We start from the raw sequence: 24,103 nt of genomic DNA, 5'->3' as shown, positions 1-24,103 counted from the left end.
GCGAAAATACTGGAACGCTCTCACGAACGTGCCGTCAGCACTGAAACATGACGTTTATATTAAACAAAGGAAAGCCTGATTTTCAAAGGGGACGGACATAACGCGTCGAAGTTGAAACTCGTGCTTCAAGATTGAATCAGAAACCTTGCAATAACAGTCAACCATGACAGCCATGCCATCTCCGGAGAACCTAGCACCGCGACAACCCTGTCCGGAAGTCGCGTGAAGGCGTGAACGGGGGCCCCACACGTGGCTTGTGGCCCTCGGGGAGCCGGGCCCACACTCCGCGCCTTCGAGGAGAGCCCCATGAGCTTCGCCACCGTCGAGCCCACCACCGGTAGGACGCTGCGCACCTTCCCCCCCCACATGCCGGACGAGGTGGAGGCGCGGCTGCGCCGGGCCGCGGAGACGTTCCACACCTTTCGCCACACCCCGCTGGCCGAGCGCGCCGGGTGGATGAAGCGGGCGGGGGAGCTGCTGGAGGCGGAGGCGGACGCGTACGGGCGGATGATGACGCAGGAGATGGGCAAGCCGCTGGAGGCGGCGCGCGCCGAGGCCCGCAAGTGCGCCACGGCCTGCCACTACTACGCGGAGAACGCCGGGCGCTTCCTCGCGGACGAGCCGGTGGACACGGCGCCGGACACGAGCTTCGTGCGCTACCAGCCGCTGGGGCCGGTGCTGGCCATCATGCCGTGGAACTTCCCCTTCTGGCAGGTGGTGCGCTTCGCCGCCCCCGCGCTCATGGCGGGCAACGTGGGGCTGCTCAAGCACGCGCACAACGTGCCCCAGTGCGCGCTCGCGCTGGAGGAGCTCTTCCTGCGCGCGGGCTTCCCCCAGGGGGTGTTCCAGACGCTGCGGGTGGACGTGGCGGGGGTGCGCCGGCTGATCGAGGACCCGCGCATCCGCGCGGTGACGCTCACCGGCAGCGAGGGCGCCGGGCGCGACGTGGGCCAGCGCGCGGGCCAGCAGCTCAAGAAGGTGGTGCTGGAGCTGGGCGGGAGCGACCCCTTCGTGGTGCTGCCCGGGGCGGACCTGGACACCGCGGTGGAGACGGCGGTGAAGGCCCGCCTCATCAACAACGGCCAGTCCTGCATCGCCGCCAAGCGCTTCATCGCCACCGCGCCCATCTATGACGAGTTCGAGCGGCGCTTCCTCGAGCGGATGCGCCGCGTGGTGGTGGGGGACCCGATGGAGGCGAAGACGGAGGTGGGGCCGCTGGCCCTGCAGAGCATCCGGGACGGGCTGCATGCGCAGGTGGAGCGCAGCGTGGCTGCGGGGGCGAAGCTGCTGCTGGGGGGACTCAAGCCCTCGGGGCCGGGCTTCTGGTACCCGCCCACGGTGCTGGCCCATCCTCCGCCGGGCTCTCCGGCGTATACGGAGGAGATGTTCGGCCCGGTGGCCGTGCTCTTCCGCGCGAAGGATGCCCGGGACGCGCTGCGGCTCGCCAACGACTCGCCGTACGGGCTGGGCGCCAGCGTGTGGACGCGCGACGAGGCCGAGCAGCGCTTCTTCATCGACGGGCTGGAGGCCGGCACGGTGGCCGTCAACGGCATGGTGGCGAGCGACCCGCGCCTGCCTTTCGGTGGGGTGAAGGCCTCGGGCCACGGGCGCGAGCTGGCGCGCCACGGGCTGCTCGAGTTCCTCAACATCAAGACGGTGCGCCTGTCGAACCCCTCGGCCCCGGCGCCCGCGCGCACGCAGGCGCAGGCCAGCGAGTAGGGCCCGCGTCCGAAAATTGTCACCGGGTGCGCCTCACGGACGGCACCGTGCGCGGGTGGGGTGACAACGACTCCGGGCAGCTCGGGGATGGGACGTCGGGGCGGAGGAACAGGAGCACTCCGGGGAGCCCGGGTCAGGAGGAGGTCCCCGGCTCCTTCAGCACATCGGAGAGCCTCCTGGCGTGCAAGGCCCGCTCGAACCAGCGATCGAGCGTGGCCAGGTCCGTACACCCCAGGATGCGCTGGCGCGTCTTGTCACCCATGCGAACACCCCGGGCGGCGAGGATCCGAAGCACCGCCTTGGCCAATCCTTCGGCCAGTCCCTCCACCCGTCCCACCTTGCGTCCTTCCGCCCGGAGCCGCTGTCCCTCTGTCCACATCAGTGCCTCCACTCGTTGTTCCCGCATCACGCAACCCAACACCTGCCGGGTGACTTCTCCAGTAGTCTTCGTCCCCCGCTCCTGAAGGTAGTGGACGACCGCCTCCAGCTCCCGCCTTCCCTCGGGTGAGCCGTATAACTCCCTGAACAGGTCTACCTGATGCGTCAGGCGCGGGGCGCGACCGTCCACGCCGGTGGAAACCGTCTCCGCCGCTACCGCGTGGGCACCCGCGTCCGGGGCGGCGCGTCGCGGTGGACCTCCTCCAGCGCCTCGGCCACCGCGTCCATCTCCAGGCCGAGCTGCTCCACGCTGCGGCGCAGGCCCGCCCCCGCCACGTCCGCGCCCGCCGCGTCCGCCGAGCGCACCCGCAGCACCTGCGTGTAGAGATTCTCCAGCGTGTAGAACAGGCGCATGTGCTCGGCCTCCAGCCGCGAGGCCGCCGTCGCCAGCTCCGCCCGCTGCTTGCGCTGCTCATCCAACAGCCGCAACGCGCTCTCCAGCCGCTCCTTCACCACCGCGTCGCGCTCGGACTCCACCCGCGCCGCCAGCCTCGTGCGCTCCTCCTCCAGCCGGCGCTCCTCCTCCGGCGGGCTCAACGCGCGCAGCTCCCGCTCCCGCCGCGCCAGCTCATGGCAGCTCTTGCGCAGCCCCTCCACCGTCTGCTCCGGCTGGTGCACCACCTCCCGCAGCACCCCCGGCCCCGCGCGCAGCTCCGCCAGCAGCTTGTCGCACAGCGAGTCCACCCGCGCCGTCCTCGGGTCCTCCGCCTGCCGGGGTGCCTCCGCCCCGGCGGTCCGCTCGGGCGCCTCCTCCCGTGCCTCCTCCCGAGCCTCCTCGCCCGCGCCCAGCCCCTGCTTCTGCCGCTCCTGGAGCTGGTGCTGCCGGGCCCGGCCCAGAATCCCCGCCGCCGACGCCCCCATGCCCAGCGCCACGAAGATGAGCCACCACAGCGTGTGGACGTTCAGCACGGCCATTCCCGCCATCACCAGCGCCGCCAGCGCGAACACCCACCCCATCAGCGGGTTGGCCTCCTCCAGCTCCCGCTGCCGCTTGAGCGCGCGCCGCTGCTCCTTCAGCTGCTCGCGCGCCATGCGCCGCTCCCACTTGCGGCGCTCCTTCTTCTCCAGGTGCTCGCCCAGCGAGCCCACGTACTCCGCCCACTTCTCCACCCCCTTGGCCCACCGCTCCACCCCCTCGGCGTGCCGCTCCGCCCACCGCTCCACCCCCTGGGCCCACCGCTCCGCCCCCTTCTCCACCGCCTCGGCGTGCCGCTCCGCCCACCGCTCCATCTCCTCGGCGTGCTGGCGCTCCCACGTCTCCTTCCAGTGGGCGTGGCGCTTCTGGCCCTCCGCGAGGGCCTCCAGCATGCGGCGCAGGTGCTTCTGGAGGGGCAACTCGGGCGGTGGAGGAGGCGGTTGCGGAGCCATGGCTGTCTCCCGGCGGCGGCGGCGTTACGTCCCGGTGTTACACCGGGCGCGCCCTGTCTGCCCACGATTCGATGACGCTCCTTTCCCCACCCGGGGATGGATGCGGGGCGCCCGCCTGTTCGCAGGCCCACAGCAAGGTTTGCCCTTCCCCGCCAGATGAACGAAGAAGAGCGGGCGGTGGGGGGCCGCAAGGGGACGGCCGTGTCGAGGAACGAAGCAGAGGCATTGGGACCCGAGGCGATTCGCGCGCTGCGCGGAGAGCGGAGCCGGGCGGCGTTCGCCCGGCAGCTCGGAGTGACCCCCCTCACGGTGTACCGCTGGGAGCTCCCGGAGGCCGCCGCGCAGGCCCGCCGTCCCAGGGGCCGGGTGATGGAGGCCCTGCGCCAGCTCGCCGGGGGCGGCCAGCCAGCCCTGCCTCCCCCTCCCCGCCCGTCCCTCAGCCTGCTCCGGCAGGACATGTCGCGCGAGGAGCGCACCCGGCTGTCTCCCTGCCTGACGCTGCTGCAACGGGCCGACTGGCGGGCCGCGGAGGACGCGCTGCTGGGGCTGCTCACCTCGGGGTCCCTGCGCTCCACGGGCGCGCGCGCCCTGGCGGCGGCGGGCCTGGCCTACGTGTACCGCTGGGGCTTCGAGGACGTGCGGCGCGCCTTCACCGTGCTGCTGCCCCACCTGGACGAGGCCGAGGCGGGGGTGCTGCCCGACGACTCCGCCGCCCACGTGCACGCCATGGCCGCCAACCTCTTCGCCTCGCCGGACGGCCGCATCTTCGACGCGGGCAAGGTGAACGTGCACGTGGCGCGCGCCGAGGCGCTGCTGGGCCCCCACGTCTTCTCCAGCGGGGAGGTGCGCTGCCACCTGCGCGTGGCGGAGCTCGCCGCGGCCTTCTACCTCGTCACCCCCGAGCTCATCATCCGCCAGTACGGGCGGCTGGAGGAGGCCATCACGGGGGTGGCGGACCCGACGCTGCGGCTGGTGGCCTCGGATGCCATCGCCCACGAGACGGCCTTCCGGGGCGAGGCCTCGCTGGCCACCCGGCGCTTCCGCGAGACGGCGCAGAGCGCGGCGCGCATGGGCTATGCCTTCCTCGAGGCGCGCAACCTCGGCTTCCTCGCGCAGCGCCGGCTGGACGAGGCGTGCGCGCCCGACGAGGCGCTCGCCCTGGTGCGCCGCGCCCGCGAGGTGGCCTGGAGCGGACGCATCCCCCGGGGCATCTCCTTCGTCTACGCCGCGCGCGCGGAGGCGGACGCGCTGATGCGTCTGGGCCGCTTCACCGAGGCCGAGGCGGTGCTGGACCAGGCGGAGGCGGTGACCGAGGAGCTGCGCTGGACGCCGCACCACCTGGTGGGGCAGCGCACCCGCCTGCTGTACCTCACCGGCCGCTACGCGAACATCCGCGAGCTGGCGGCGCGCCTCTCCCGCTATGAGGGCCCCGTCCAGCAGTCCCTCACCCGCGTCTACGGCTGCTTCGCGGAGGCGCTGGCGGACTGGGCCGAGGGCCACGTGCAGCGGGCCGCGGAGGGCTACGCCACCGCCCACGCGCGGGTGCTGGAGGTGGGAGGCTGGCCCTACCTGCGGCGCGACTGCCTCATCGGCGAGGTGGGGACACGCGCCGCCGCGTTCCAGCTGCCGGAGGCCCGCGCGGCCCTGCGCCGGGCCCGCTCCATGCTGGAGCAGTTCCCCTCCGCCTGGCACACCGCGCTGCTGCACCGCCAGGAGGGCCTGCTGCTCGTGCGCGAGGGCCACTGGCGCGAGGCCCGCGAGAAGCTGGAAGCCTCGCTGGCCACCTTCACCCTCGCGGGAGATCAGCCCGAGGCCGCCCTCACCCGCCGCACGCTGGCCCTGACGGCGCGCGCCCTGGGGGAGCCGGGCACCGAGGCCGTGCTCGCCCAATGCGAGGAGGAGCTGCGCCGCTACGGCATCACCCCGCCCATGGACTTCAGCGCGGACCTTCCCCCCGCGCAGCACCCCCCCTCCCCGGAGGCGGCGCCCCGGCTGGGTGCCGAGTCGCTGGTGGTGCCCTTCGAGCGGCTCGCCGTGCGCGGCATGGGCGCGCCCCTCATCCAGCGCGAGCTGGTGGCGGTGCTCGAGGGACTCTTCCCCGGCCGCGCCGCGCGACTGGAGGAGCTGGACTCGCAAGGCCGCGCCACGCCGCTGCTGGGCGAGGCCGGCGTGCCCGCCAGCGAGTGGGTGGAGTTCGGTGACGGGTGTGGCCGCCGGCTGCGCGTGGGCGTGGCGGGCCCGCTGCCCGCGGATGGACGGGCCCTGCTGTGCGCCCTGGCGCGCCTTGCGGGCTTCGCGCTGGAGGTGGCCATGTTGCGCGGCTTCGCCCAGGCGGAGCCCCCGCTGCGCGAGCCCGAGAGCGCGCCCGAGGTGCCCGGCTTCATCGCCGCCTCGCCCGCCATGCGCAAGCTGAAGACGGAGCTGGCGGGGCTGAGCGGCTCGCGCGCCACCGTCATCGTCACCGGCGAGTCCGGCAGCGGCAAGGAGGTGGTGGCCCGCGCGCTCCACCAGCTGTCGGCCCGGGCCGAGCGGCCCTACGTCGCCTTCAACTGCGCCGCGGTGCCGCGCGAGCTCTTCGAGGGACAGCTCTTCGGCTACCGGCGCGGCGCCTACACGGGCGCGGCCACGGACCACCCGGGCGTCATCCGCGCCGCCCACGGGGGCACGCTCTTCCTGGACGAGATTGGAGAGCTGCCGCTCGAGGTGCAGCCCAAGCTGCTGCGCTTCCTGGAGAACGGCGAAATCTTCCCCCTGGGCGAGACGCGGCCGGCGCACGTGGACGTGCGCGTCATCGCCGCCACGCACAGGGATTTGGGACAGCTGGTGCGCGAGGGCCGCTTCCGCGAGGACCTCTACTACCGGCTGCAGGTGGTGCCCGTGCGCGTGCCCCCGCTGCGCGAGCGGCGCGAGGACATCATCGCCCTGGCACGCCACTTCGTGAACCAGCTCAGCCCCGAGGGGCGGGAGCCACCGCAGCTGGGGCCGGACGCGCTGGCGGCGCTGGTGGCGCACACCTGGCCCGGCAACGTGCGCGAGCTGCGCAACGTCATCGAGCGCTCGCTCGCCTTCGGCTCACTGCCAGCGGTGCTGGGGGCGGACAGGCTGCGCATCGCGGGCTGAAAAAGAACACCGCGGGCCAGGACAGGGGGCGAACCCGACCCGCGGTGCATGGCTACGACTACAGCCGTGAAAAGATGCGCTCGTGGGCCGAAGTGGGGGGCCTCCGGCCCACGGAGCGCTTCGGGCACCGAGGCGCCCGAACTCGAAATCGTTACCGAGAGGACATGTAGCAGGGGCCGTGCCAACGTTTTCGGGCCCTGGGAAGCCGTTTGGAAATCATCCAGGGGGCTTCCAGGAGCAGGCAGGCACATCCAGCGCCATATCCAGGATGAAGCCGGGGGGTTTTCGGATACCCGGTGGATATGGGTGGTGGTGAAGCGGGCGAGTAGCCAGACGTACGAGGCCGGAGGCTCGCGAGGGGGCGGCCGGGGGCGAAGTGGGCTAGGGAGGGGAGCGACGATGAGCGCTTCCGTGTCCTCCCGAGGCTTCCGAGTCCTGAGCTGGTCCACCCTCGTCTACACGCTGGCCGTGGTGCTGTGGGGCGCGTTCGTGCGTGCCACGGGCTCGGGGGCGGGGTGTGGAGACCACTGGCCGGTGTGCAACGGCGAGGTGGTGCCCCGCGCGCCCACCGTGCAGACGCTCATCGAGTACACGCACCGGCTGACAAGCGGGCTGGTGATGATCCTGGCGGTGGTGCTGTGCGTGTGGGGGGTGAGGGGGCACGCGAAGGGGCACCCGGTGCGCAAGGCGGCCATCTTCTCGCTCGTCTTCATGGTGACGGAGGCGGCGTTGGGGGCGGGGCTGGTGCTCTTCAAGATGGTGGCGGGCAACGAGTCGCTGGCGCGGGCGTGGTGGATGGCGGCGCACCTCATCAACACGTTCCTGCTGGTGGGGACGATGGCGCTGACGTGCTGGTTCGCGGGAGGCCGGGAGCGGCTGACGTGGCGCCAGCAGGGACTGACGGGGTGGCTGGTGGGCGGGAGCCTGGTGGGGCTGCTGGTGCTGGGGGTGAGCGGGGCCATCGCGGCGCTGGGGGACACGCTCTTCCCGGCGTCGAGCCTGGCGGACGGATTCCGCCAGGACATTTCGCCCACGGCGCACGTGCTGCTGCGGCTGAGGGTGCTGCACCCGGCGCTGGCGGTGGTGGTGGGAGCGCTGGTGGTGTTCTCGGCGACGACGGTGGCGCGGCTGAGGCCCTCGCCGGAGACGAAACGGGCGGCGGGGCAACTGGGCGTGCTCTACGGGCTGCAGCTGATGGCGGGAGTGGTGAACCTGTTGCTGCTGGCGCCGGTGTGGATGCAGCTGGTGCACCTGCTGATGGCGGACGTGGTGTGGATCGTCCTGGTGCGGCTGAGCGCGGCGGGGCTGGCGGTGGGAGCACCGAGGGCGGACGAGAGCCCGGCGCCAACCCCCTCACTCACCTGAGTCACCCGCGCTCCATCTCCTGTGCAATCCCCCGCAGTGCCTCCAGAGCACGCAGGGGAAGACTGATTCCCCCCGCGGGGACCTCCGGCTCGCGCACGTTGATGCGAATCAGCGTCCCCTGGCCAGTGGCCATCATGCGCTCGCAGAAGTGCCGCACCGAGGGAATCGCCGTCCCCGCGCCGCACTCGATGATGGCCAGCGAGCCGGGCTTCACCGCCTCCATCCACGCCGAGATCCGCTCCTCCTGAGCCTCTGTACGCGAGGAGTCCCACCCCCAGTCCCCGAACATGAGGATGTTGGGCCGCACGAGCGAGCCACAGCGCGGGCACGTGGGCAGGGGAGGCCGGGCGCGAAAACTCTCCGGGTCCACCTCCACGGAGTACGGAGCGGCGGAGGCAATCCCCTGGCAGGAGCCGAGGCACTGCACGTGGTGGATGGAGCCGTGGACCTCGAGCACCCGCTCCTCGGCGAAGCCGACCTTCTGGAACTGGCCGTCGACGTTGGAGGTGAAGACGAAGGAGCCGTGGCGCATGCGGGAGGCCCAGGTGCGCAGCAACTCGAAGCCGGGGTGGGGAGTCGTGGCGCGGTACAGCCCGAGCCGGTGGCCGTAGAAGCCCCAGGCGAACTCGGGGTCCTTCCGGAACCACTGGGGGTTGGCCATGGAGGCGAAGTCGAGCCCGAGCTTCGCGTAGGCCGGGTAGGCGCGCCAGAAGCCCTCGGTGCCGCGGAAGTCGGGCAGGCCCGAGTCGACGCCCATCCCGGCACCGGCGCCGATGAGGAGGGCCTCGGCGGAGCGGAGGACATCGGCGGCACGGCGGAGTTCCTGGCTGTTCACGGTCACCTCTCTCGCTGCTGGCTCGGGACGGCGCTCCTCCCAGCCTCAATCTTTCTTGACGAAGAAGCAAAAGAGACGACATGAGCGGGGTGTTTCATGACGCCATGGAACTCCGGAGCCAGCACGCGTGGAACACCTCTCCCACCCGGACGGCCTCCGTGCCCCACCGCGCCCCCCGGTATGTTGGCGCCCCACTTCAGGAGGAGCGCCATGCCACGTTGGATACTCGGTCTGTTCGTTCTCACCTGGCTCGGATGCGCCACGACGCGCCCGGCCACGCCATCCGGACAGGAGACCTTCACCTTCGTCGAGGGCGGGGCCGGCAAGCTCCGCGTCTCCGATGGAGGAAGCGGCGGCACGCCGGTGGTCTTCGTCCACGGACTCGGCGCGGACCTGGAGGTCTGGCGCGCGCAGCTCGACCACGTCCGGGCCTCGCGCCGGGCCGTGGCCCATGACCAGCGAGGCCATGGCGGCTCGCAGCCCGCGAGCGACGGCGTCTACACCATCAAGGCCCTCGCGGAGGACCTGGACCGCGTGGTGCGCGCGCTGGGCATCGAGCGCTTCGTGCTGGTGGGCCACAGCATGTCCGGCAGCGTCATCTCCGCCTACGCCGCGAAGCATCCGGAGAAGCTGGCCGCGCTCCTCTACGTCGACGCGGTGGGCGACGTGAGCCAGGCGCCCCAGGAGATGAAGGACTGGTTCAACAAGCCCCCGGAAGGCTACGGGCCCGCGCAGGTGCAAGCGGAGTTCGCGCAGATGCTCGGCCCCAAGGCCCGGCCCGTGACGCGCGAGCACGTCCTGGCCTCGGTCGGCCGTGTCGACCCCACCACCATCGTCGCCCTGCGCCGCTCCATGGGCGCGTTCTCGCCGCGCCCCGGACTGGACCGCTACACCGGGCCGCGCTTCGCCATCGAGGCCCAGGGCGCCGCGGAGGAGAACCCCTTCACCGCCTCGCGCAGCATCCCCGGGGTCACCACCACCACCGTGCCCGACGTCTCGCACTGGCTCATGATGGACGACCCCCAGGGCTTCAACCGGGCCCTCGACGCCGTGCTGGTCCAGGTCCCCTGAAGTCCACGGACGCGGGCCGGTCAGGAAGCGCGCCGGCCCCGCGTCCGGGACCGCGGGACGCGCACTCCGCCCGCCCCGCCCGGAGACCCCGCCATGGAGAGAAAGCTCGTATCCGTCCAGCGCATCGACCACCTCGAGCCCATCTCGGGAGCCGACAACATCCTCAAGGCGCGGGTGATGGGCTGGGACGTCGTGGTCAAGAAGGGCGAGTTCTCCCCGGGCGACCCCTGCGTCTTCTTCGAGATCGACAGCCTGCTGCCCGAGAGCGCCCCGTGGGCGGAGTTCATGCGGCCCCGAGGCTTCCGGGTGAAGACGGCGCGCCTGAGGGGCGTGCTGTCGCAGGGGCTCGCCCTGCCCGTCTCCATCCTTCCCGGCGAGGTGCCGCCCCAGGGCACCGACGTGCGCGACGTGCTCGGCGTCGTGAAGTACGAGCCCGTGGTGACCGACACGCGAGAGGTCTCCGGTGCCTTCCCGGGCCAGGTGCCCAGGACGGATGAGATCCGCCTCCAGTCGGCGCTGGGCGTGCTGGAGGAGCTGCGCGGCCACGACTTCTACGTGACGACGAAGCTGGATGGGACCTCGGCGACCTTCTTCCGGCCGCTGGAGGGCGAGCTGGTGGCGTGCTCGCGCAACTGGGCGCTGACGCGCGAGGTCTCGCACCCGGCGTGGCGCATGGCCGGGAAGTACGAGCTCGACACCGTGCTCCCGCCCGGCTTCGCCGTGCAGGGCGAGGTGTGTGGCCCCGGCATCCAGAAGAACCGCCTGGGCCTCGCCGAGCCGGACCTGTTCGTCTTCAGCGTCCACGACACGCGGAGCGGGCGCGCCCTCGGCCATGCCGAGCTCGTCGCGTTCTGCGCGGAGCACGGGCTGCGCACGGTGCCGGTGGAGCACGTCGTCACGGGCGAGGCCGCGCGGACGTTCGAGCACGGCCTGGAGCACTACCTGAAGCTCGCCCAGGGCTTCTACCCGGGCACGCGCAACCGCAAGGAGGGCATCGTGGTGCGCCCCCTCGCCGAGCGGCACTCGCCCACGCTCGGCGGCAGGCTGTCGTTCAAGGTCATCAACAACGACTTCCTGCTCAAGGACGAGGACTGAAGCGGAACCGCGGCGCCCGGCTCAGAGCACCTCGCTCGAGTCCAGGGCGCCGCGCCCCGTGTCGGTGCACAGGTAGAGCTCGCTCGTGGCGTGCAGCCCTTTCTCGTCGGCGTGCACCCGCAGCACCCGCTCCCGCTCGCTGCCGTGGTCCCCGCACGGCGTCTCGACCGACTCGATTCGCGCCGAGCCCCGCAGCCTCGCCCAGGTCTCCGGCTCCAGCACCAGGGGCGTGCCGGGATGCTCGGCGGTGCCCAGCGCGCGTACGCGTCCATCGCGCCGGTCCACGCCGATGAGCACCGCCTCGCGCATGCCGCACCCGTAGGCCTGCGTCTGCAGCACGAACTCGCGCGCCTGCCCGTCATGGTCATAGTCCCCGAGCACCATCGCCCGCACGCGCTTGCGGCGGCCGAGCACCCGGAGCCGCTCACCGGGGTCGATGGATTCGTCATCCGCGGCCGGCTCCCAGCCGCGCAACATCGCCAGGGGGGGCGCCCCGCCCGGCCCGGCATCGGCGAACAACGGAGAGAGCGGGAGACGCTCCTCGGGCCCTCCCGGGCGCGAGCGCACGAGCTCCAACGCGCCACGCTCCCCCTGCGCGAAACCCTCGCAGGGACACGAGACGCCCTCCGTCTCGAAGCACGCGAGCGCGGGAGGCTCCTTCCACTCGAGCCGCCAGCGCTCGGTGACGCCGTCCACCTTCACGCGAATCTCCTCGCGCACCACCGGCTTCCGGGAGCGCGCCACGCCCACGCCCGCCCCCAGCACCACGCCCACCGCCAGCCATGTCCACTGCCTCATCCGGGCCTCCTTCCACGCACGCGTGCGTAGGCCTTTCCCTACCGTACCAGCGAGGTTGCGTGGAGGGGTGGGTCTGACATCCCAGGTCTGGTGCGGAAAACCCCTTCCGGGAGCCTCCTCGGAGCCCGGGGAATGTCAGACCCATTGGGTATTTCTTACGCATGGCCGCCCGAGAGGGGGCCGAGCACTCCCACCGCCACGTCCGGGCCCTACCTGAGAGGACCCGGACCCGACCTGGAGCATCACACACATGGCTACTCGCACCGCCGCCGCCCGCAAGGCCTCCCGCAGCCGCACCACCGAGCAGACCAAGGCCGCCTTCGAGGAGTTGGCCCGGAAGAACCGCAACAAGCCGGTGGTCTCGGCCAAGGAGCAGGAGGCGCGCACCACCCACGCCAAGAGCGTGCTGACGGACGTCTCCAGCCTCACGGCCGAGTCCGCGGTGAAGAAGGTCACCGAGGCGGGCCTCACCATCAACCGCACCCTGGCCGGCATCAACGAGCAGGTGATGGCGCTGGTGGAGGAGCTCAAGCAGCTGGACGAGGCCATCCAGCTCAAGACGGAGGAGCTCACGGCCCTGCACGGCCAGGACATCGCCGCGAGCGCCATCGACGTGCTGGTGGCCGAGTACGACCGGAAGAAGGAGGAGCTGCAGGCGGAGATGGAGCGGCTGCAGAAGGAGATCGCCGACACGCGCACGAAGTTCGCCCAGGACCTGGCGGCCGAGCGGGACGCGCTCGAGGTGGCGCGCAAGCGGGCGGAGGAGGAGTACACGTACGCCATGCAGCTGTCGCGCAAGAAGGAGCAGGACGCCTTCGCCGAGCAGATGCGGGTGCAGTCCGCCGCCGAGCGCGACCGCAAGGAGAAGCTGGAGAAGGAGTGGGCGGTGCGCGAGGAGGCGCTGAAGCTGCGCGAGAAGGAGCTGGAGGATCTGCGCAAGCAGGTGGCGGACTTCCCGGCGGTGCTGAAGAAGGAGACGGGCGCGGCGGCGGCCATCGCGAGCAACCAGGTGAAGTCCGACTGGGAGCTGAAGTTCACCCTGGCGCAGAAGGACGCCGAGACGGCGCAGCGCGTGGCCAGCATGGAGATTGCGTCCCTGAAGGAGACCAACGCCAAGCAGGCGCAGGCCATCCTCTCGCTGCAGACGGAGCTGAACGAGGCCAAGCGTCAGGTGCAGGCCATCGCCGAGAAGGCGCTGGAGTCGGCCTCGGGTGCTCGCGCGCTGGCCGAGGTGCAGGGCGTCATCGCCAGCCGGGACTACACCAAGGGCAAGTAGTCCAGCGATTGGACAGCATGGGGGGACCTGGGCACAGGCGCACACACCGCCTGTGCTCCCGAACGAACCGGGAGTGGCAACGGCTCGTACGTGAACACGATTGGCGGATGAAGGATTGTGGAGTACATGCCGCCGCCCCAGCGCGGGCTTCCGTGCCGCTGGGGCATCAACGTACGCTGACCCTAATGAGCACCAAGGCTGCCGAAGCCATTCCTCTTTCCTCAAGGCCAACCCATGCGACTCCTGGGTCTGGGGCCCAGGAAATGTTCAAGGCCCACGCGGCTCATGAGCTCGTCTTCGCCGTGGTGGGTCATGTCGGCTCGGGCACGAGCACCATCGCCCAGAAGCTGAAGGAACTTCTGGAAGACGAGGCCCTTCCCAGTGGCGCCTACGAAGTGACGCTCCTGAAGGCACGGGACGAGATCATCGATTGGGCCCACCAGCGGCAAGGGACCCTGGCGGAGTTGCTGGCGGACGACACGGTATCGGGCACTGCCTACGAGTCGACGCTTCGGCAGGTCCGGGAGGAGTTCATTACGTGGGCCAGCAAAGGGGAACTGGCCAAGAGGTTGCAGCGTAGCAACCTTCACCACGCCACGATGCTGCAGAACCTCGGCGATGCCATGCGCAAGGAACGCAACGACCACACGGCCGTCGCGAACGCGCTCTGTCGGAAGGTCCGCCAGACTCGTGCTTTCAGGCAGGGCACTGATGCCTCAGGCCGAACCCCCATCCACCCTGACGGCAAGCGCCGCGCCTACATTCTCGATGCGCTCCGCCATCCTGCGGAGGCCCTCCTTCTGCGGAGCATCTACCGCAATGCCTTCGCGCTCATCGGCGTCGTCTGTGATGAGAGAGTGCGATTGGGAAGGCTCGTGGAAAAGTTCAGCAACGCGGGCCGCAAGGACGCGGAGCTCTTCATGCAACGAGACGCCAAGGCCAGGGAGAAGTACGGCCAACGGGTCTCGGACGCATTCCACCTGTCCGACTACTTCCTCGACAACAGCGAGGAGCGGTTCAAGAGGGACGGACGAACCGCCAACCCCGACTGGGACATACCCGACCAGTTGTCACGCCTGGTCAAGATCATCACCCACAGTGAGGTGGTCCGCCCAAGGACGTCCGAGACCGCCATGCATGCGGCCTACGGTGCGCAGATGCGTAGCGCCTGCATGTCGCGACAGGTCGGTGCCTCGTTGGTCGATGCTGCCGGCAACCTCGTGGCCACTGGAGCCAATGAGGTCCCTCGCGCCGGTGGCGGGGTGTACGGCGAGGGTTTCGACACACCCGAGGGGCACGACCACCGGTGCGTCTACCAGCGGCATCCAGACGGCAAGAAACCCTTCTGTAGCAACACCCAGGAGCAGAACTCCATCATCGAGGAACTGCTGGGACAGATTCCCGCGTTGGCTCAATTCCAGGGCGAGCAACGAGAAGAACTCAAGAAAGCGCTACGCAGTTCCCGGATTGGCGGGCTGCTCGAGTTCAGTCGTGCCGTTCACGCGGAGATGGATGCATTGCTGAGCGCAGCACGTAAAGGCATCTCTACCGCTGGCAGCCGACTCTTCGTGACCACCTTTCCATGTCACTACTGCGCCCGCCACATCGTGGGCGCAGGAGTGGATGAGGTGCAGTACATCGAACCCTATCCGAAGAGCCGCGCGCTGGACCTCCACGAGGACTCCATCACCATGACTGTTCGTGACTGGCTGCGGCCAAGTGCTCCGAAGAAGCACGAGGGCCAGGAAGAGCTGGAGAGGAAGGTGCTCTTCAGGCCGTTCACGGGGGTAGCGCCTCGTATGTACGCACGGGCCTTCCTCAAGGACCGGGAGCTCAAATCCGCGGTGGACGGCACCCTGCAGTTTGGCGAGCCCGATTGGGAGACGGCCTGGGACATCAGCAAGGGGAGCTACGTGGAGTTGGAGGCCAGGCTCATGCAGGACGTGGAGGCGTCACATGGCTAGAGAGGGAACGGTCTCTCATCTCCGGTTGGTGGTCGAGCCCACGAAGCAGGCTGCGGTCAAGCCACCCGCGAAACGTCACGAACCGAGTGCTCAGCGCTCGCTCTTTCCTGAGCCGTCTGCGCTGCTGGGTCTTGTGGACATGTCGGGTGCTCGGGCAGGCACCTTCACTGCGCTGCTCGAAGACGTTCGCCCAAGATGGCTGATGGACCTCCGGGCCGTCCCTCGATTCGACATGGGTGTCATGAACCGGAAGCTGTTCTTCAACCTCTTCGAGCGGCTCCAAATCCGATACCGCGACATCTCGGGGCTGGCGGGAATCACCACACGCAAAGACGCCAGCCTCAGCTCGGGTGCCGTAGCAAGTACCCTCAACACCCTGCTGGCCGAGGAACCGTCTTCCCAAGGGACAGGCCCCCTCCTGCTCTTGATGGATGACACGGCGCGCGTAGCCGTGGCGGAGAGGGTCTTGCCGCCTCTACTGGAGCCAAAACCCAGGGGGGGATGGCAGATTCAGCTCTTCAAGACTCAGTAGGCGGCAATACACCCAGGGCAAGTAGTAGGAGCTCCAGGTTGCGAGGGAGCAGGCAAAGCTTGCGCCCTTGGACGGCGCGCCCCCAGTTTGGAGCACGGGGGCCGCAGGAATTGCGCGCCGGGCGACGGTTGATCGCCCTGAAGTACGGCTGGCACGGCACGTGCTGCGACTCCGCTTGCGTGGTTTCCACGCCCTTTTCTCGGAGTTGCTCACCATGCCCCGCCGCGCCCAACCCGGACCCCGGCTCGCCCGCGCCCCCAAGAGCGCCCGCGTCTCCAAGACGGCCCGTGTCTCCAAGCGTCCCCGCGCCTCCAAGGCCACGCGGGAGAAGTGGGTGTACCTCTTCGACGAGGGCCGTGGAGACATGAAGGAGCTGCTGGGCGGCAAGGGGGCCAACCTCGCCGAGATGACGCGCATCGGGCTGCCCGTGCCGCCCGGCTTCATCGTCACCACGCGGGCCTGCAACGCCTTCCTCGCCGCGGGCAGCCGCTTCCCCGAGGGCCTCTGGGAGCAGGCGCTCGCGGCGCTGCGCAAGCTGGAGAAGCGGGCGGGCCGCACCTTCGGGGACCCGGACAACGCCCTGCTCGTGTCCTGCCGCTCCGGCGCGCGCTTCTCCATGCCGGGGATGATGGACACCATCCTCAACCTCGGGCTGAACGACGCGGTGGTGGTGGGCCTCGCCGCCGAGACGGGGGATGCGCGCTTCGCCTATGACGCCTACCGCCGCCTGGTGCAGATGTTCGGCACGGTGGTGCTGGACCTGCCCGACGAGCCCTTCGAGCACGTGCTGGAGGAGTACCGGCGCCAGCGGGGCCTGGAGAACGACGCGGCGCTGCCCGCCGAGGACTTGAAGGCCATCACCCAGGCCTTCCAGCGCATCATCCGCGAGAAGACGGGGCGGGACTTCCCCCAGGAGCCCATCGAGCAACTGCGGCTGGCCACCGAGGCGGTGTTCCGCAGCTGGAATGGCAAGCGCGCGGTGGACTACCGCAACGCGGCGGGTATCGCGCATGACCTGGGCACGGCCGTGAACATCGTTACCATGGTGTTCGGCAACCGGGGCGAGGGCTCGGGCACCGGCGTGGTGACGACGCGCAACGTGTCCACCGGCGAGCCGGAGATGGAGGGCGACTACCTCTCCAACGCCCAGGGCGAGGACGTGGTGTCGGGCACGCGCCCCACGCTGCGCATCTCCGCCCTGAAGGAGCTGCACCCGAAGCTCTACGCCCAGCTGGAGCGCTACTGCGGGAAGCTCGAGCGGCACTTCCGCGACGTGCAGGACGTGGAGTTCACCATCGAGCAGGGCAAGCTGTGGATGCTGCAGACGCGCGACGCCAAGCGCACGGCGCAGGCGGCGGTGCGCATCGCGGTGGAGCTGGCCCGGGAGAAGCGCATCTCCCGCCAGGAGGCCGTGCTGCGGGTGAAGCCGGAGCAGATCGACTTCTTCCTGCACCCCCAGTTCGCTCCGTCGGACAAGAAGGCGGCGAAGGAGCGGGGGGACCTGCTGGCCACCGGGTTGAACGTGTCGCCGGGCGCGGCCAGTGGCGTGGTGGCCCTGGACGCCGACACCGCCGAGCGCTGGAGCAAGGAGGAGAAGAAGGCCGTCATCATGGTGCGCCCCGAGACGAAGCCGGACGACGTGCACGGCATGCTGGCGGCGCAGGGCATCCTCACCAGCCGCGGTGGACGCACCAGCCACGCCGCCCTGGTGGCGCGGCAGTTCGGCAAGCCCGCGGTGGTGGGCGTCTCGGCCATGGAGGTGGACTGCGAGAAGCGGCAGCTCACCATCGCCGGGCGCGTCATCCGCGAGGGGGAGCTGGTCTCCATCGACGGCACCACCGGCGAGCTCTTCGCGGGCAGGCTGCAAACCATCATCCCGGACCTGAAGGACGCGTACATCCTCGAGCTGCTGCGGTGGGCGGACGGCTTCCGCGAGATGGGCGTGTACGCGAACGCGGACTACCCGCGTGACGCCGAGCGGGCCCGGGAGCTCGGCGCCGAGGGCATCGGCCTGTGCCGCACCGAGCACATGTTCTTCGAGACGGACCGCCTGCCCCACGTGCAGCGGATGATTCTCGCCCGGAGCGACGCGGAGCGGGACGAGGCGCTCGCGACGCTGCTCCCCTTCCAGCGCGAGGACTTCCTCGGGCTGTTCCGGACGATGAACGGGCAGCCCGTCACCATCCGGCTCATCGACCCGCCCCTGCACGAGTTCCTCCCCAACCACGACGAGCTGCTGCACGACGTCACCGCGCTGGAGACGCGGCTGGAGTTCTTGAAGGGCAAGCCCGAGGCGAAGGGCCTGGAGGAGCGGCTCGCCCAGAAGCGGCGCCTGCTGGAGGCGGTGGAGTCGATGCGCGAGGCCAACCCCATGCTGGGCCTGCGCGGGGTGCGGCTGGGCATCCACCTGCCGGCGCTCGTCCGCATGCAGGTGCGGGCCATCTTCGAGGCCGCGTGCCAGTGCACCCGGGAAGGCGTGCGCGTCTTCCCCAAGGTGATGATTCCGCTCATCGCGCACAGCAACGAGCTGCGCGTGGAGAAGGAGCTGCTGGAGACCGAGGCCCGCGCGGTGATGAAGGAGCAGGGCGTGAAGGTGGCGTACCAGTTCGGGACGATGATCGAAATCCCCCGGGCGGCGCTCACCGCGGATCAGATCGCCCAGGACGCGGAGTTCTTCTCCTTCGGGACGAACGACCTCACGCAGACGACCTACGGCATCTCGCGGGATGACGCGGAGACGGGCTTCCTCAGCGAGTACCTGCAGAAGCGCATCCTCCCGGAGAATCCCTTCGCCACGATCGACCAGCGGGGCGTGGGGGCGCTCATGGAGATGGCGGTGAAGCTGGGCCGGGGGACGCGGCCGAAGCTGAACATCGGCATCTGCGGCGAGCACGGCGGAGACCCGAAGACGATCGCCTTCTGCCACCGCATCGGGCTGGACTACGTGTCGTGCTCGCCCTACCGGGTGCCCATCGCGCGCCTGGCCGCGGCCCACGCCGCGCTCAAGCACGAGACCTGAGGCAAGGTGATAGAAAGGGAGGCCATGGGTGCCATGACCTCCCCGTCCATCCGTCCTCCGCCGCGCCTGCGGTGGCTGCTCGCCCCGCTGGTGCTGCTCACGCTCACCGGCTGCTTCGATCTGCTGCAGGAGATCTGGATCCTCCCCGATGGCTCGGGGCGCGTGGTGTTGGACGTGGGCCTGCCGAGGTCGTTCCTGGACCTCGCGCGGACGCAGGGGAAGGACCCGCTCGAGGAGATGCGCGCGGACGCCAAGGCCACCGAGGCCGAGTTGAAGAACGACCCGGACGTGACGAAGTTCGAGTTCCGGGAGTACGAGGAGAACGGGCAGCAGCACCTCGTGTACGACCTGACAGTGAGGGACGCCACCCGGCTGGGCGAGTTGCAGAAACGGGCGATGGAGCGGAGCACCGCGGCGAGGCAGGCGAAGCAGGGCAAGAGCAAGGCGGACATGGGCTTCCAGATCGAGCGCCGCGGGTTCGGCGAGTACGTCTTCGTCCAGCGCTTCGGCGAGCCGAAGAACGAGCCCGGCGCCCCGGACGGCACGAAGGATCCGGCGGAGCGGATGGCCAAGGACTTCGGAACGCAGATGGCCCGGGCGCTGATGGGCAGCCACTTCTTCGTCATCCGCGTGCACGGGCAGACGATCCCGGAGACGAACGGCACGCTCAACGAGAAGAAGGACACGGTGGAGTGGAAGTACAGCCTGGTGGACCTGGTGGACGAGACCGTCCGGGGCACGGAGCTGCGCGCGGTGGTGCAGGCTGCGCCTCCGCTCTGGCTGTGGCCGGTGGTGCTGGGCGTGCCCCTGCTCGTGCTGGTGCTGGCGGTGATGGCGGCCCGGCGGCAGCGGGCCCGGCGCGCTGTCTGAACCGGCCACCTCCCGGGCGCCCCCAATCCCTTTCAGTGACCAATATCCCCTCTCCCCTCGGGAGAGGGTCGGGGTGAGGGTATCTGTCCCCCTTCTTGAACCCGTGGACCTCAAATGGAGACAGGGGGTTCAACCCTGGAGGCGTGGCACCCTCACCCCGTCCCTCTCCCGGAGGGCGAGGGGAAATGGCCGCGTTGTCGGCCCTTTTTCTCAGGGGCACACCTTCGCGGACATAGCAGAAGGGGAATTAGAGCCGCAGCCCCCGGGGCACCACGAGCCTCTCGATGAGCTCGAACAGGCCGCTGACGAGCAGTGCGAGCACGGCGGCGGGCACCGCCCCCTGGAGGATGAGCGAGGTGTCATCCAGCCGGATGCCGGTGAGGATGGGCTGGCCATAGCCTCCGGCGCCGATGAGAGCCCCCAGCGTGGCGGTGCCCACGTTGATGACGGCGGACGTCTGGATGCCCGCGAGGATCGACGGCGCGGCCATGGGCAGCTCCACCAGCCGCAGACGCGCCCCCGGTGGCAGGCCGAGCGCCTCGGCGGACTCGCGCACCTCGGGGGCAATCCCGGTGAGCCCGGCCGCGGTGTTCCGCAGGATGGGCAGCAGGCTGTAGAGGAACAGCGCCACGATGGCCGGCCGCGCCCCAATGCCCAGCAGCGGAATCATGAACACCAGCAGCGCCAGCGAGGGCACCGTCTGGATGATACCCGCCAGCGCGAGCACCCCCTGCCCCAGCCTCGGCCTGCGCGCCACCAGCACGCCCAGCGGCACCGCCACGGCGATCGCCGCCAGCAGGGACAGGCCCACGAGGAACAGGTGCTCGCGCGTGTGGCGCCACAGGCTCGCCCCCAGGCTGTCGCCGCGCACCGTCACCGCGAGCCCCAGCTCACGCTCCAGGAACGCGGCGGCCACCTGGGGCTCGGGCACCCGCTGGAGCTTCGCCCGCGCGTTGAGCTCCACCATCTCCGGCTCCGAGATGCGTCCCTCCAGCCGCCCGAGCGCCGCCACCACCTGTGGAGCACGCCCGGCCAGGTCCTCCCGGTAGAGCAGCACCGCGTCGTACACGGGGAAGTGGCGCAGATCGTCCTCCAGGACGCGCAGGCCGTAGTACGCGATCTCCGCATCCGTGGAGTACAGGTCCGTCACCTGGATGGCCCCACTCTCCAGGCCCCGGTAGGCCAGGTCATGATCGAGCCCCCGCACGTCCCGCTGCGGCAGCGCGTACCGGGCACGCAGCGCGGGCCAGCCGTCACCGCGGTCCATGAACTCGTTGCTGAAGCCGAAGCGCAGCTCCGGGTGCTCGCGCAGGTCCGAGAGCGTCCGGATGCCCAGCCGCTCGGCCTCGGCCTCCTTCATGCCCAGCGCATAGGTGTCGTTGAAACCCAGGGGCGCGCTCATCCGCAGGCCCTCGGCGGCGAGCGCCTCGCGCAGGGCCGCGTCATCCGGCAGCGCGCGGCCGGCGAAGATCTCCTGGCGCAGGGTGCCGGTGTACTCCGGGTAGACGTCGATCTCCCCGCGCCGCAGCGCCTGCCAGAGCACCTGGGTGCCACCGAGCTCGCGCCGGTGCTCGGCCCGCGCGCCGGTGCTCCGCGCCAGTTGCGTCACCATGTCCCCGAGGATGACGGACTCGGTGAACTTCTTGGAGCCCACGCGCACGGAGGTGCCCTCCGATGGCGCACCGGCGCACGCGGCGAGCACGAGCCAGACACCCACGGCGAGAGCCCTCATGGCTGTCCTCCCGAGACAGGCAGCCGCTGCGCCTGGAAGAAGCGGGTGACGAAGGGGTCCGCGGGAGCGCGCTCCAGCTCGGCGAGCGGGCCCTGCTGGACGATGCGTCCCTCGCGCATCAGCACCACCCGGTCGCCCAGGAACGCCCCCTCGCCCAGGTCATGGGTGACGAGCACCACCGTCTTGCCGAGCCGGGCGAAGATGTCCCGCAGGTCTCCCTGCAGCTCGTAGCGGATCATCGGATCCAACGCGCCGAGCGGCTCGTCGAGCAGGAGCACGTCCGGGTCGAGCATCAGGGCCCGCATGAGGCTGACGCGCTGGCGCTGTCCTCCGGAGAGCTGGCCGGGGTAGCGGCCGAGCGCGTCCGGCGGAAAACGGGTGAGCTCGACGAGCTCGCGCAGGCGGGCCTTCACCCGTTCCGCGGGCCACTTCAGGTAGCGGGCCATGAGGGTGGCATTGCCCTCGGCGGTGAGGTGCGGGAAGAGCCCACCTCCCTGGAGCGCGTAGCCCATCCGCTGGCGGACGGTGAGCAGGTCCTCCTCGCGCAGGGGCTGCCCCCGGAAGAGGACGCGGCCGGTGTCGGGCCGCAGCAGCCCGTTCATCAAGCGCAGCAGCGTGGACTTGCCACAGCCGCTCGGGCCGAGCAGGACGGTGGTGCGACCCTCGGGCACATTCAGGTCCAATGGGTGCAGCGCCTGCGTGCCGCCGAAACGCCTGGACACCTGTTCGAGCTCGAACACGCAGCGCCCTCCTCCGCCCGTGCACGGGCGGTCCCGGAGTCATACCCCGCCAGGCGACACCTCGGGACAAGCAACGGTCCTGTTCTGTAAACCCGGCCTGTCACGTCCGCGGCGGTTCCCTTGCCCGGCCTGGACGCGCTCTCCACCTTCGCGCCGGTCCGCACCCGCGGACCGGTTGCCCCACCTCGATGGAGAGTGCATGCCCTCGAAACTGCCCCTTCTCACGACATGTGCGTTGATGGCCCTCCCCCTCGCCGCGCGCGCGGAGTCCAGCCCGAGCGCGGTCAGCATCCGCATCCAGTGCTCGGCGAAGGACGCGGGGAACAAGCGTGACGAGCAGGAGCGCCTCTGCAAGGCCCTCGATGGCTGGTTCGAGGGCCGGCTGGACTGGCGCAGCGGTGGCACGCTCGGAGAGGAGGCCTCGGGCTCGCTCCTGTTCTCCGAGTTCGGCCGCTTCTACGCCCTGAAGAATGGCAGCGAGGTGCTCATCTACGCGGATGGCAACCGCGAGGGGAGCGACGCCTCGGCGGACTTCGCGCAGCGCTACCTCGACCCGGGGCCCCACAATGTCCTGACGACGCCGGACCTGCGCGTCGTGCTCTACCTGCGCGCCGGCAGGGACTACGTGCGGCTGACGGACCAGCGGTTCATCCCGGTGGCCAGCGCGGCCTGGGCCAGGCACGCCGAGGAGGCCCTGCGCTTCCGGGGCGAGCTGCGCGGGGATGTGACCGGCCAGCAGGAGTCCACGCGCGTCGTGGCCATCCAGAAGACGCCCGTGTCCAACGCCACGCCGAGCACCGGGCAGCAATGGCGCTTCGATGGGCGCCAGTGGGTGCCCACCACGCCCTCGTCCCTGAAGGCGGGAGCCGGACTTCAGGGCGGCAGCTACGATGGCCAGGCCGCGGCCACCTTCTCGGTGGTGTTCGGCACGGGCCCGGGCACCGTCACGGAGGGCTCGGATGCGCGGCTGCCGCCCGTGCCGGGCGCGGCGGGACAGCTCCTCTATTCGGATGGCTCCCGCTGGAGCGCGCTGACCCCGGGCGCCCCCGCGCAGGTGCTGCACGGGGGTGAGACGCCCGCGTGGGGCCCGGTGTCCCTGGAGGGCGACGTGAGCGGCGTCCTGCTGCCCGGCAACGGCGGTACGGGCCTCTCCTCGCCGGGCGCGGAGGGCAATGTGCTGCGCAGCACCGGCACCGGGTGGATCAGCAGCCCCCTGTCCGGTGGGGATGTCCCCTCCGGCAGCGGCCACTACATCCAGAACCAGGATGGCTCGCCGCAGGATGCCCGGCTGTGGATTGCGGGAAGGGCGAGCGTCGGCTCCCTCCAGGTGGGCGGCGGCACTCCGCTCAACCAGGTGCAGATGGGCACGCTCGTGCTGAATCCGCCCCGCAGCTGCGGCGGCTATCCGATCGTCCAGTGCAACTACACGTACTCGCTCTCCTTCCCCGCGGCGTTCTCCTCGGTGCCAGCGCTCCAGGTCACGCCCCGGAGCGAGTGCGGGAACTGCGCGGACACCTTCAGCATCACCACCCGCAACGTGTCGGAGACGGGGTTCGAGCTCGTGGTGACGCGGACGGATCCGGGCGCCTTCGGCAACGACTGGGGGCAGTTCCTCCAGATCGACTTCATGGCGGGCAACTGAGCCGGAGGACACGATGAACCCACGCCGCCCGGTCTGGATGCTGGCTTCCGTCGCGCTCCTCGCCGTGGGAGGACTGCTCGGAGTCCACGTGTACCGTCTGGAGACACGCCTGGCCTCGCTGGAGGCGGGTGCTCCCGGAGCGCCCGGGCCCCGGGTGGAGAGGGTCCGGCCCGTCTCCGTCACGTCCACCCGGCGAAGCATCCGGGTCGACGAGAAGATGGCACTCCAGGTCGCGCAGCGGCTGGGAGGCGAGCTCGGCCTCGAACAGGAGCGGGTGGAGAAGCTCGCCCGCTTCCTGATGGCCTTCCACCTGCGCGCGGCCCTCGCGAGCGCGCGGGCGGAGGGAGAGGACGTGTCCGGGCCGGAGGCGAGCTACCCAGAGCTGCTCCGGGGAGACCTGAAGCAGGAGCTGCGGGGACTCCGGCTGTCCCAGGCCCAGCTCGCCACGCTCTCGCGGCGGACACCCGGGCTCGAGGCCCTGCTGTCGCCGTAGCACGGGGCACCTGGACGCTGACAGGC

18 protein-coding genes are annotated in these 24,103 nt (G+C 70.5%); 12 read left to right on the top strand and 6 right to left on the bottom strand.

Annotated elements, in window-relative coordinates:
• Positions 1 to 306 precede the first annotated feature (306 nt).
• Positions 307 to 1,719 carry an NAD-dependent succinate-semialdehyde dehydrogenase gene (locus AC16DP_RS30665; RefSeq protein WP_329731436.1) on the top strand — a complete coding sequence of 471 codons (1,413 nt, stop codon included), beginning with the start codon at positions 307 to 309 and terminating at the stop codon, positions 1,717 to 1,719.
• 133 nt (positions 1,720 to 1,852) lie between these two features.
• Here AC16DP_RS30665 and AC16DP_RS30660 read toward each other — a convergent pair whose 3' ends face one another.
• Positions 1,853 to 2,098: a hypothetical protein gene (locus AC16DP_RS30660; RefSeq protein ID WP_329731435.1), complete on the bottom strand. Its 246-nt coding sequence runs from the start codon at positions 2,096 to 2,098 to the stop codon at positions 1,853 to 1,855.
• Between the two features lie 212 nt (positions 2,099 to 2,310).
• On the bottom strand, positions 2,311 to 3,525 hold the full coding sequence (locus AC16DP_RS30655; protein WP_329731434.1) for an AAA family ATPase: 1,215 nt from the start codon (positions 3,523 to 3,525) through the stop codon (positions 2,311 to 2,313).
• 156 nt (positions 3,526 to 3,681) lie between these two features.
• Here AC16DP_RS30655 and AC16DP_RS30650 point away from each other — a divergent pair, with 156 nt between their 5' ends.
• Together AC16DP_RS30650 and AC16DP_RS30645 are read left to right on the top strand one after the other, a co-directional pair.
• Positions 3,682 to 6,645, top strand: a complete 2,964-nt coding sequence (locus AC16DP_RS30650) for a sigma-54 dependent transcriptional regulator (RefSeq protein ID WP_329731433.1) — start codon at positions 3,682 to 3,684, stop codon at positions 6,643 to 6,645.
• A 399-nt stretch (positions 6,646 to 7,044) separates the two neighbouring features.
• Positions 7,045 to 8,010, top strand: a complete 966-nt coding sequence (locus tag AC16DP_RS30645) for a COX15/CtaA family protein (protein WP_329731432.1) — start codon at positions 7,045 to 7,047, stop codon at positions 8,008 to 8,010.
• A 1-nt stretch (position 8,011) separates the two neighbouring features.
• Here the strand turns inward: AC16DP_RS30645 and AC16DP_RS30640 are convergent, their stop codons facing one another.
• Positions 8,012 to 8,845 carry an SIR2 family NAD-dependent protein deacylase gene (locus tag AC16DP_RS30640; RefSeq protein WP_329731431.1) on the bottom strand — a complete coding sequence of 278 codons (834 nt, stop codon included), beginning with the start codon at positions 8,843 to 8,845 and terminating at the stop codon, positions 8,012 to 8,014.
• Between the two features lie 210 nt (positions 8,846 to 9,055).
• Here AC16DP_RS30640 and AC16DP_RS30635 point away from each other — a divergent pair, with 210 nt between their 5' ends.
• Both AC16DP_RS30635 and AC16DP_RS30630 read left to right on the top strand, forming a co-directional pair.
• Positions 9,056 to 9,916 (top strand): alpha/beta fold hydrolase, encoded by an 861-nt coding sequence (locus tag AC16DP_RS30635; RefSeq protein ID WP_329731430.1) that lies wholly within the window; start codon positions 9,056 to 9,058, stop codon positions 9,914 to 9,916.
• Between the two features lie 93 nt (positions 9,917 to 10,009).
• The gene (locus tag AC16DP_RS30630) at positions 10,010 to 11,011 is read left to right on the top strand and encodes an RNA ligase family protein (protein WP_329731429.1); all 1,002 of its coding nucleotides are present in this window, start codon (positions 10,010 to 10,012) and stop codon (positions 11,009 to 11,011) included.
• Between the two features lie 21 nt (positions 11,012 to 11,032).
• Here the strand turns inward: AC16DP_RS30630 and AC16DP_RS30625 are convergent, their stop codons facing one another.
• Positions 11,033 to 11,809, bottom strand: a complete 777-nt coding sequence (locus AC16DP_RS30625) for a hypothetical protein (protein ID WP_329731428.1) — start codon at positions 11,807 to 11,809, stop codon at positions 11,033 to 11,035.
• A gap of 250 nt (positions 11,810 to 12,059) precedes the next feature.
• On the opposite strand from AC16DP_RS30625, the gene AC16DP_RS30620 reads away from it, so the two are divergent.
• The 5 genes from AC16DP_RS30620 to AC16DP_RS30600 all read left to right on the top strand — a co-directional run bounded on the left by AC16DP_RS30620 (position 12,060) and on the right by AC16DP_RS30600 (position 19,470).
• The gene (locus AC16DP_RS30620; protein ID WP_329731427.1) at positions 12,060 to 13,085 is read left to right on the top strand and encodes a coiled-coil domain-containing protein; all 1,026 of its coding nucleotides are present in this window, start codon (positions 12,060 to 12,062) and stop codon (positions 13,083 to 13,085) included.
• A gap of 263 nt (positions 13,086 to 13,348) precedes the next feature.
• Positions 13,349 to 15,049 (top strand): anti-phage dCTP deaminase, encoded by a 1,701-nt coding sequence (locus AC16DP_RS30615; protein WP_329731426.1) that lies wholly within the window; start codon positions 13,349 to 13,351, stop codon positions 15,047 to 15,049.
• Positions 15,042 to 15,581, top strand: a complete 540-nt coding sequence (locus AC16DP_RS30610; protein ID WP_329731425.1) for a hypothetical protein — start codon at positions 15,042 to 15,044, stop codon at positions 15,579 to 15,581. The genes AC16DP_RS30615 and AC16DP_RS30610 overlap by 8 nt, the downstream gene beginning before the upstream one ends.
• 214 nt (positions 15,582 to 15,795) lie before the next feature.
• A complete protein-coding gene (gene ppdK, locus AC16DP_RS30605; protein ID WP_329731424.1) occupies positions 15,796 to 18,600 on the top strand; it encodes a pyruvate, phosphate dikinase in 2,805 nt (934 codons plus the stop codon).
• A gap of 33 nt (positions 18,601 to 18,633) precedes the next feature.
• Complete coding sequence (locus AC16DP_RS30600; RefSeq protein WP_329731423.1) at positions 18,634 to 19,470, top strand: hypothetical protein; 837 nt, start codon at positions 18,634 to 18,636, stop codon at positions 19,468 to 19,470.
• 247 nt (positions 19,471 to 19,717) lie between these two features.
• On the opposite strand, the gene AC16DP_RS30595 is transcribed toward AC16DP_RS30600, so the two are convergent.
• Together AC16DP_RS30595 and AC16DP_RS30590 are read right to left on the bottom strand one after the other, a co-directional pair.
• On the bottom strand, positions 19,718 to 21,202 hold the full coding sequence (locus tag AC16DP_RS30595) for an ABC transporter permease/substrate-binding protein (RefSeq protein WP_329731422.1): 1,485 nt from the start codon (positions 21,200 to 21,202) through the stop codon (positions 19,718 to 19,720).
• On the bottom strand, positions 21,199 to 21,942 hold the full coding sequence (locus tag AC16DP_RS30590; protein WP_329731421.1) for an ABC transporter ATP-binding protein: 744 nt from the start codon (positions 21,940 to 21,942) through the stop codon (positions 21,199 to 21,201). The genes AC16DP_RS30595 and AC16DP_RS30590 overlap by 4 nt, the downstream gene beginning before the upstream one ends.
• Before the next feature lie 199 nt (positions 21,943 to 22,141).
• Here AC16DP_RS30590 and AC16DP_RS30585 point away from each other — a divergent pair, with 199 nt between their 5' ends.
• On the top strand, positions 22,142 to 23,584 hold the full coding sequence (locus AC16DP_RS30585) for a hypothetical protein (RefSeq protein WP_329731420.1): 1,443 nt from the start codon (positions 22,142 to 22,144) through the stop codon (positions 23,582 to 23,584).
• Positions 23,585 to 23,597: 13 nt separating this feature from the next.
• Positions 23,598 to 24,077 (top strand): hypothetical protein, encoded by a 480-nt coding sequence (locus tag AC16DP_RS30580; RefSeq protein WP_329731419.1) that lies wholly within the window; start codon positions 23,598 to 23,600, stop codon positions 24,075 to 24,077.
• Positions 24,078 to 24,103: the final 26 nt, after the last annotated feature.

The sequence above is a fragment of the Archangium sp. genome (genome assembly GCF_057119385.1).
The sequence above is the reverse complement of the archived record's forward strand: the minus strand, read 5'-3'. Positions and strand labels throughout refer to the sequence as shown.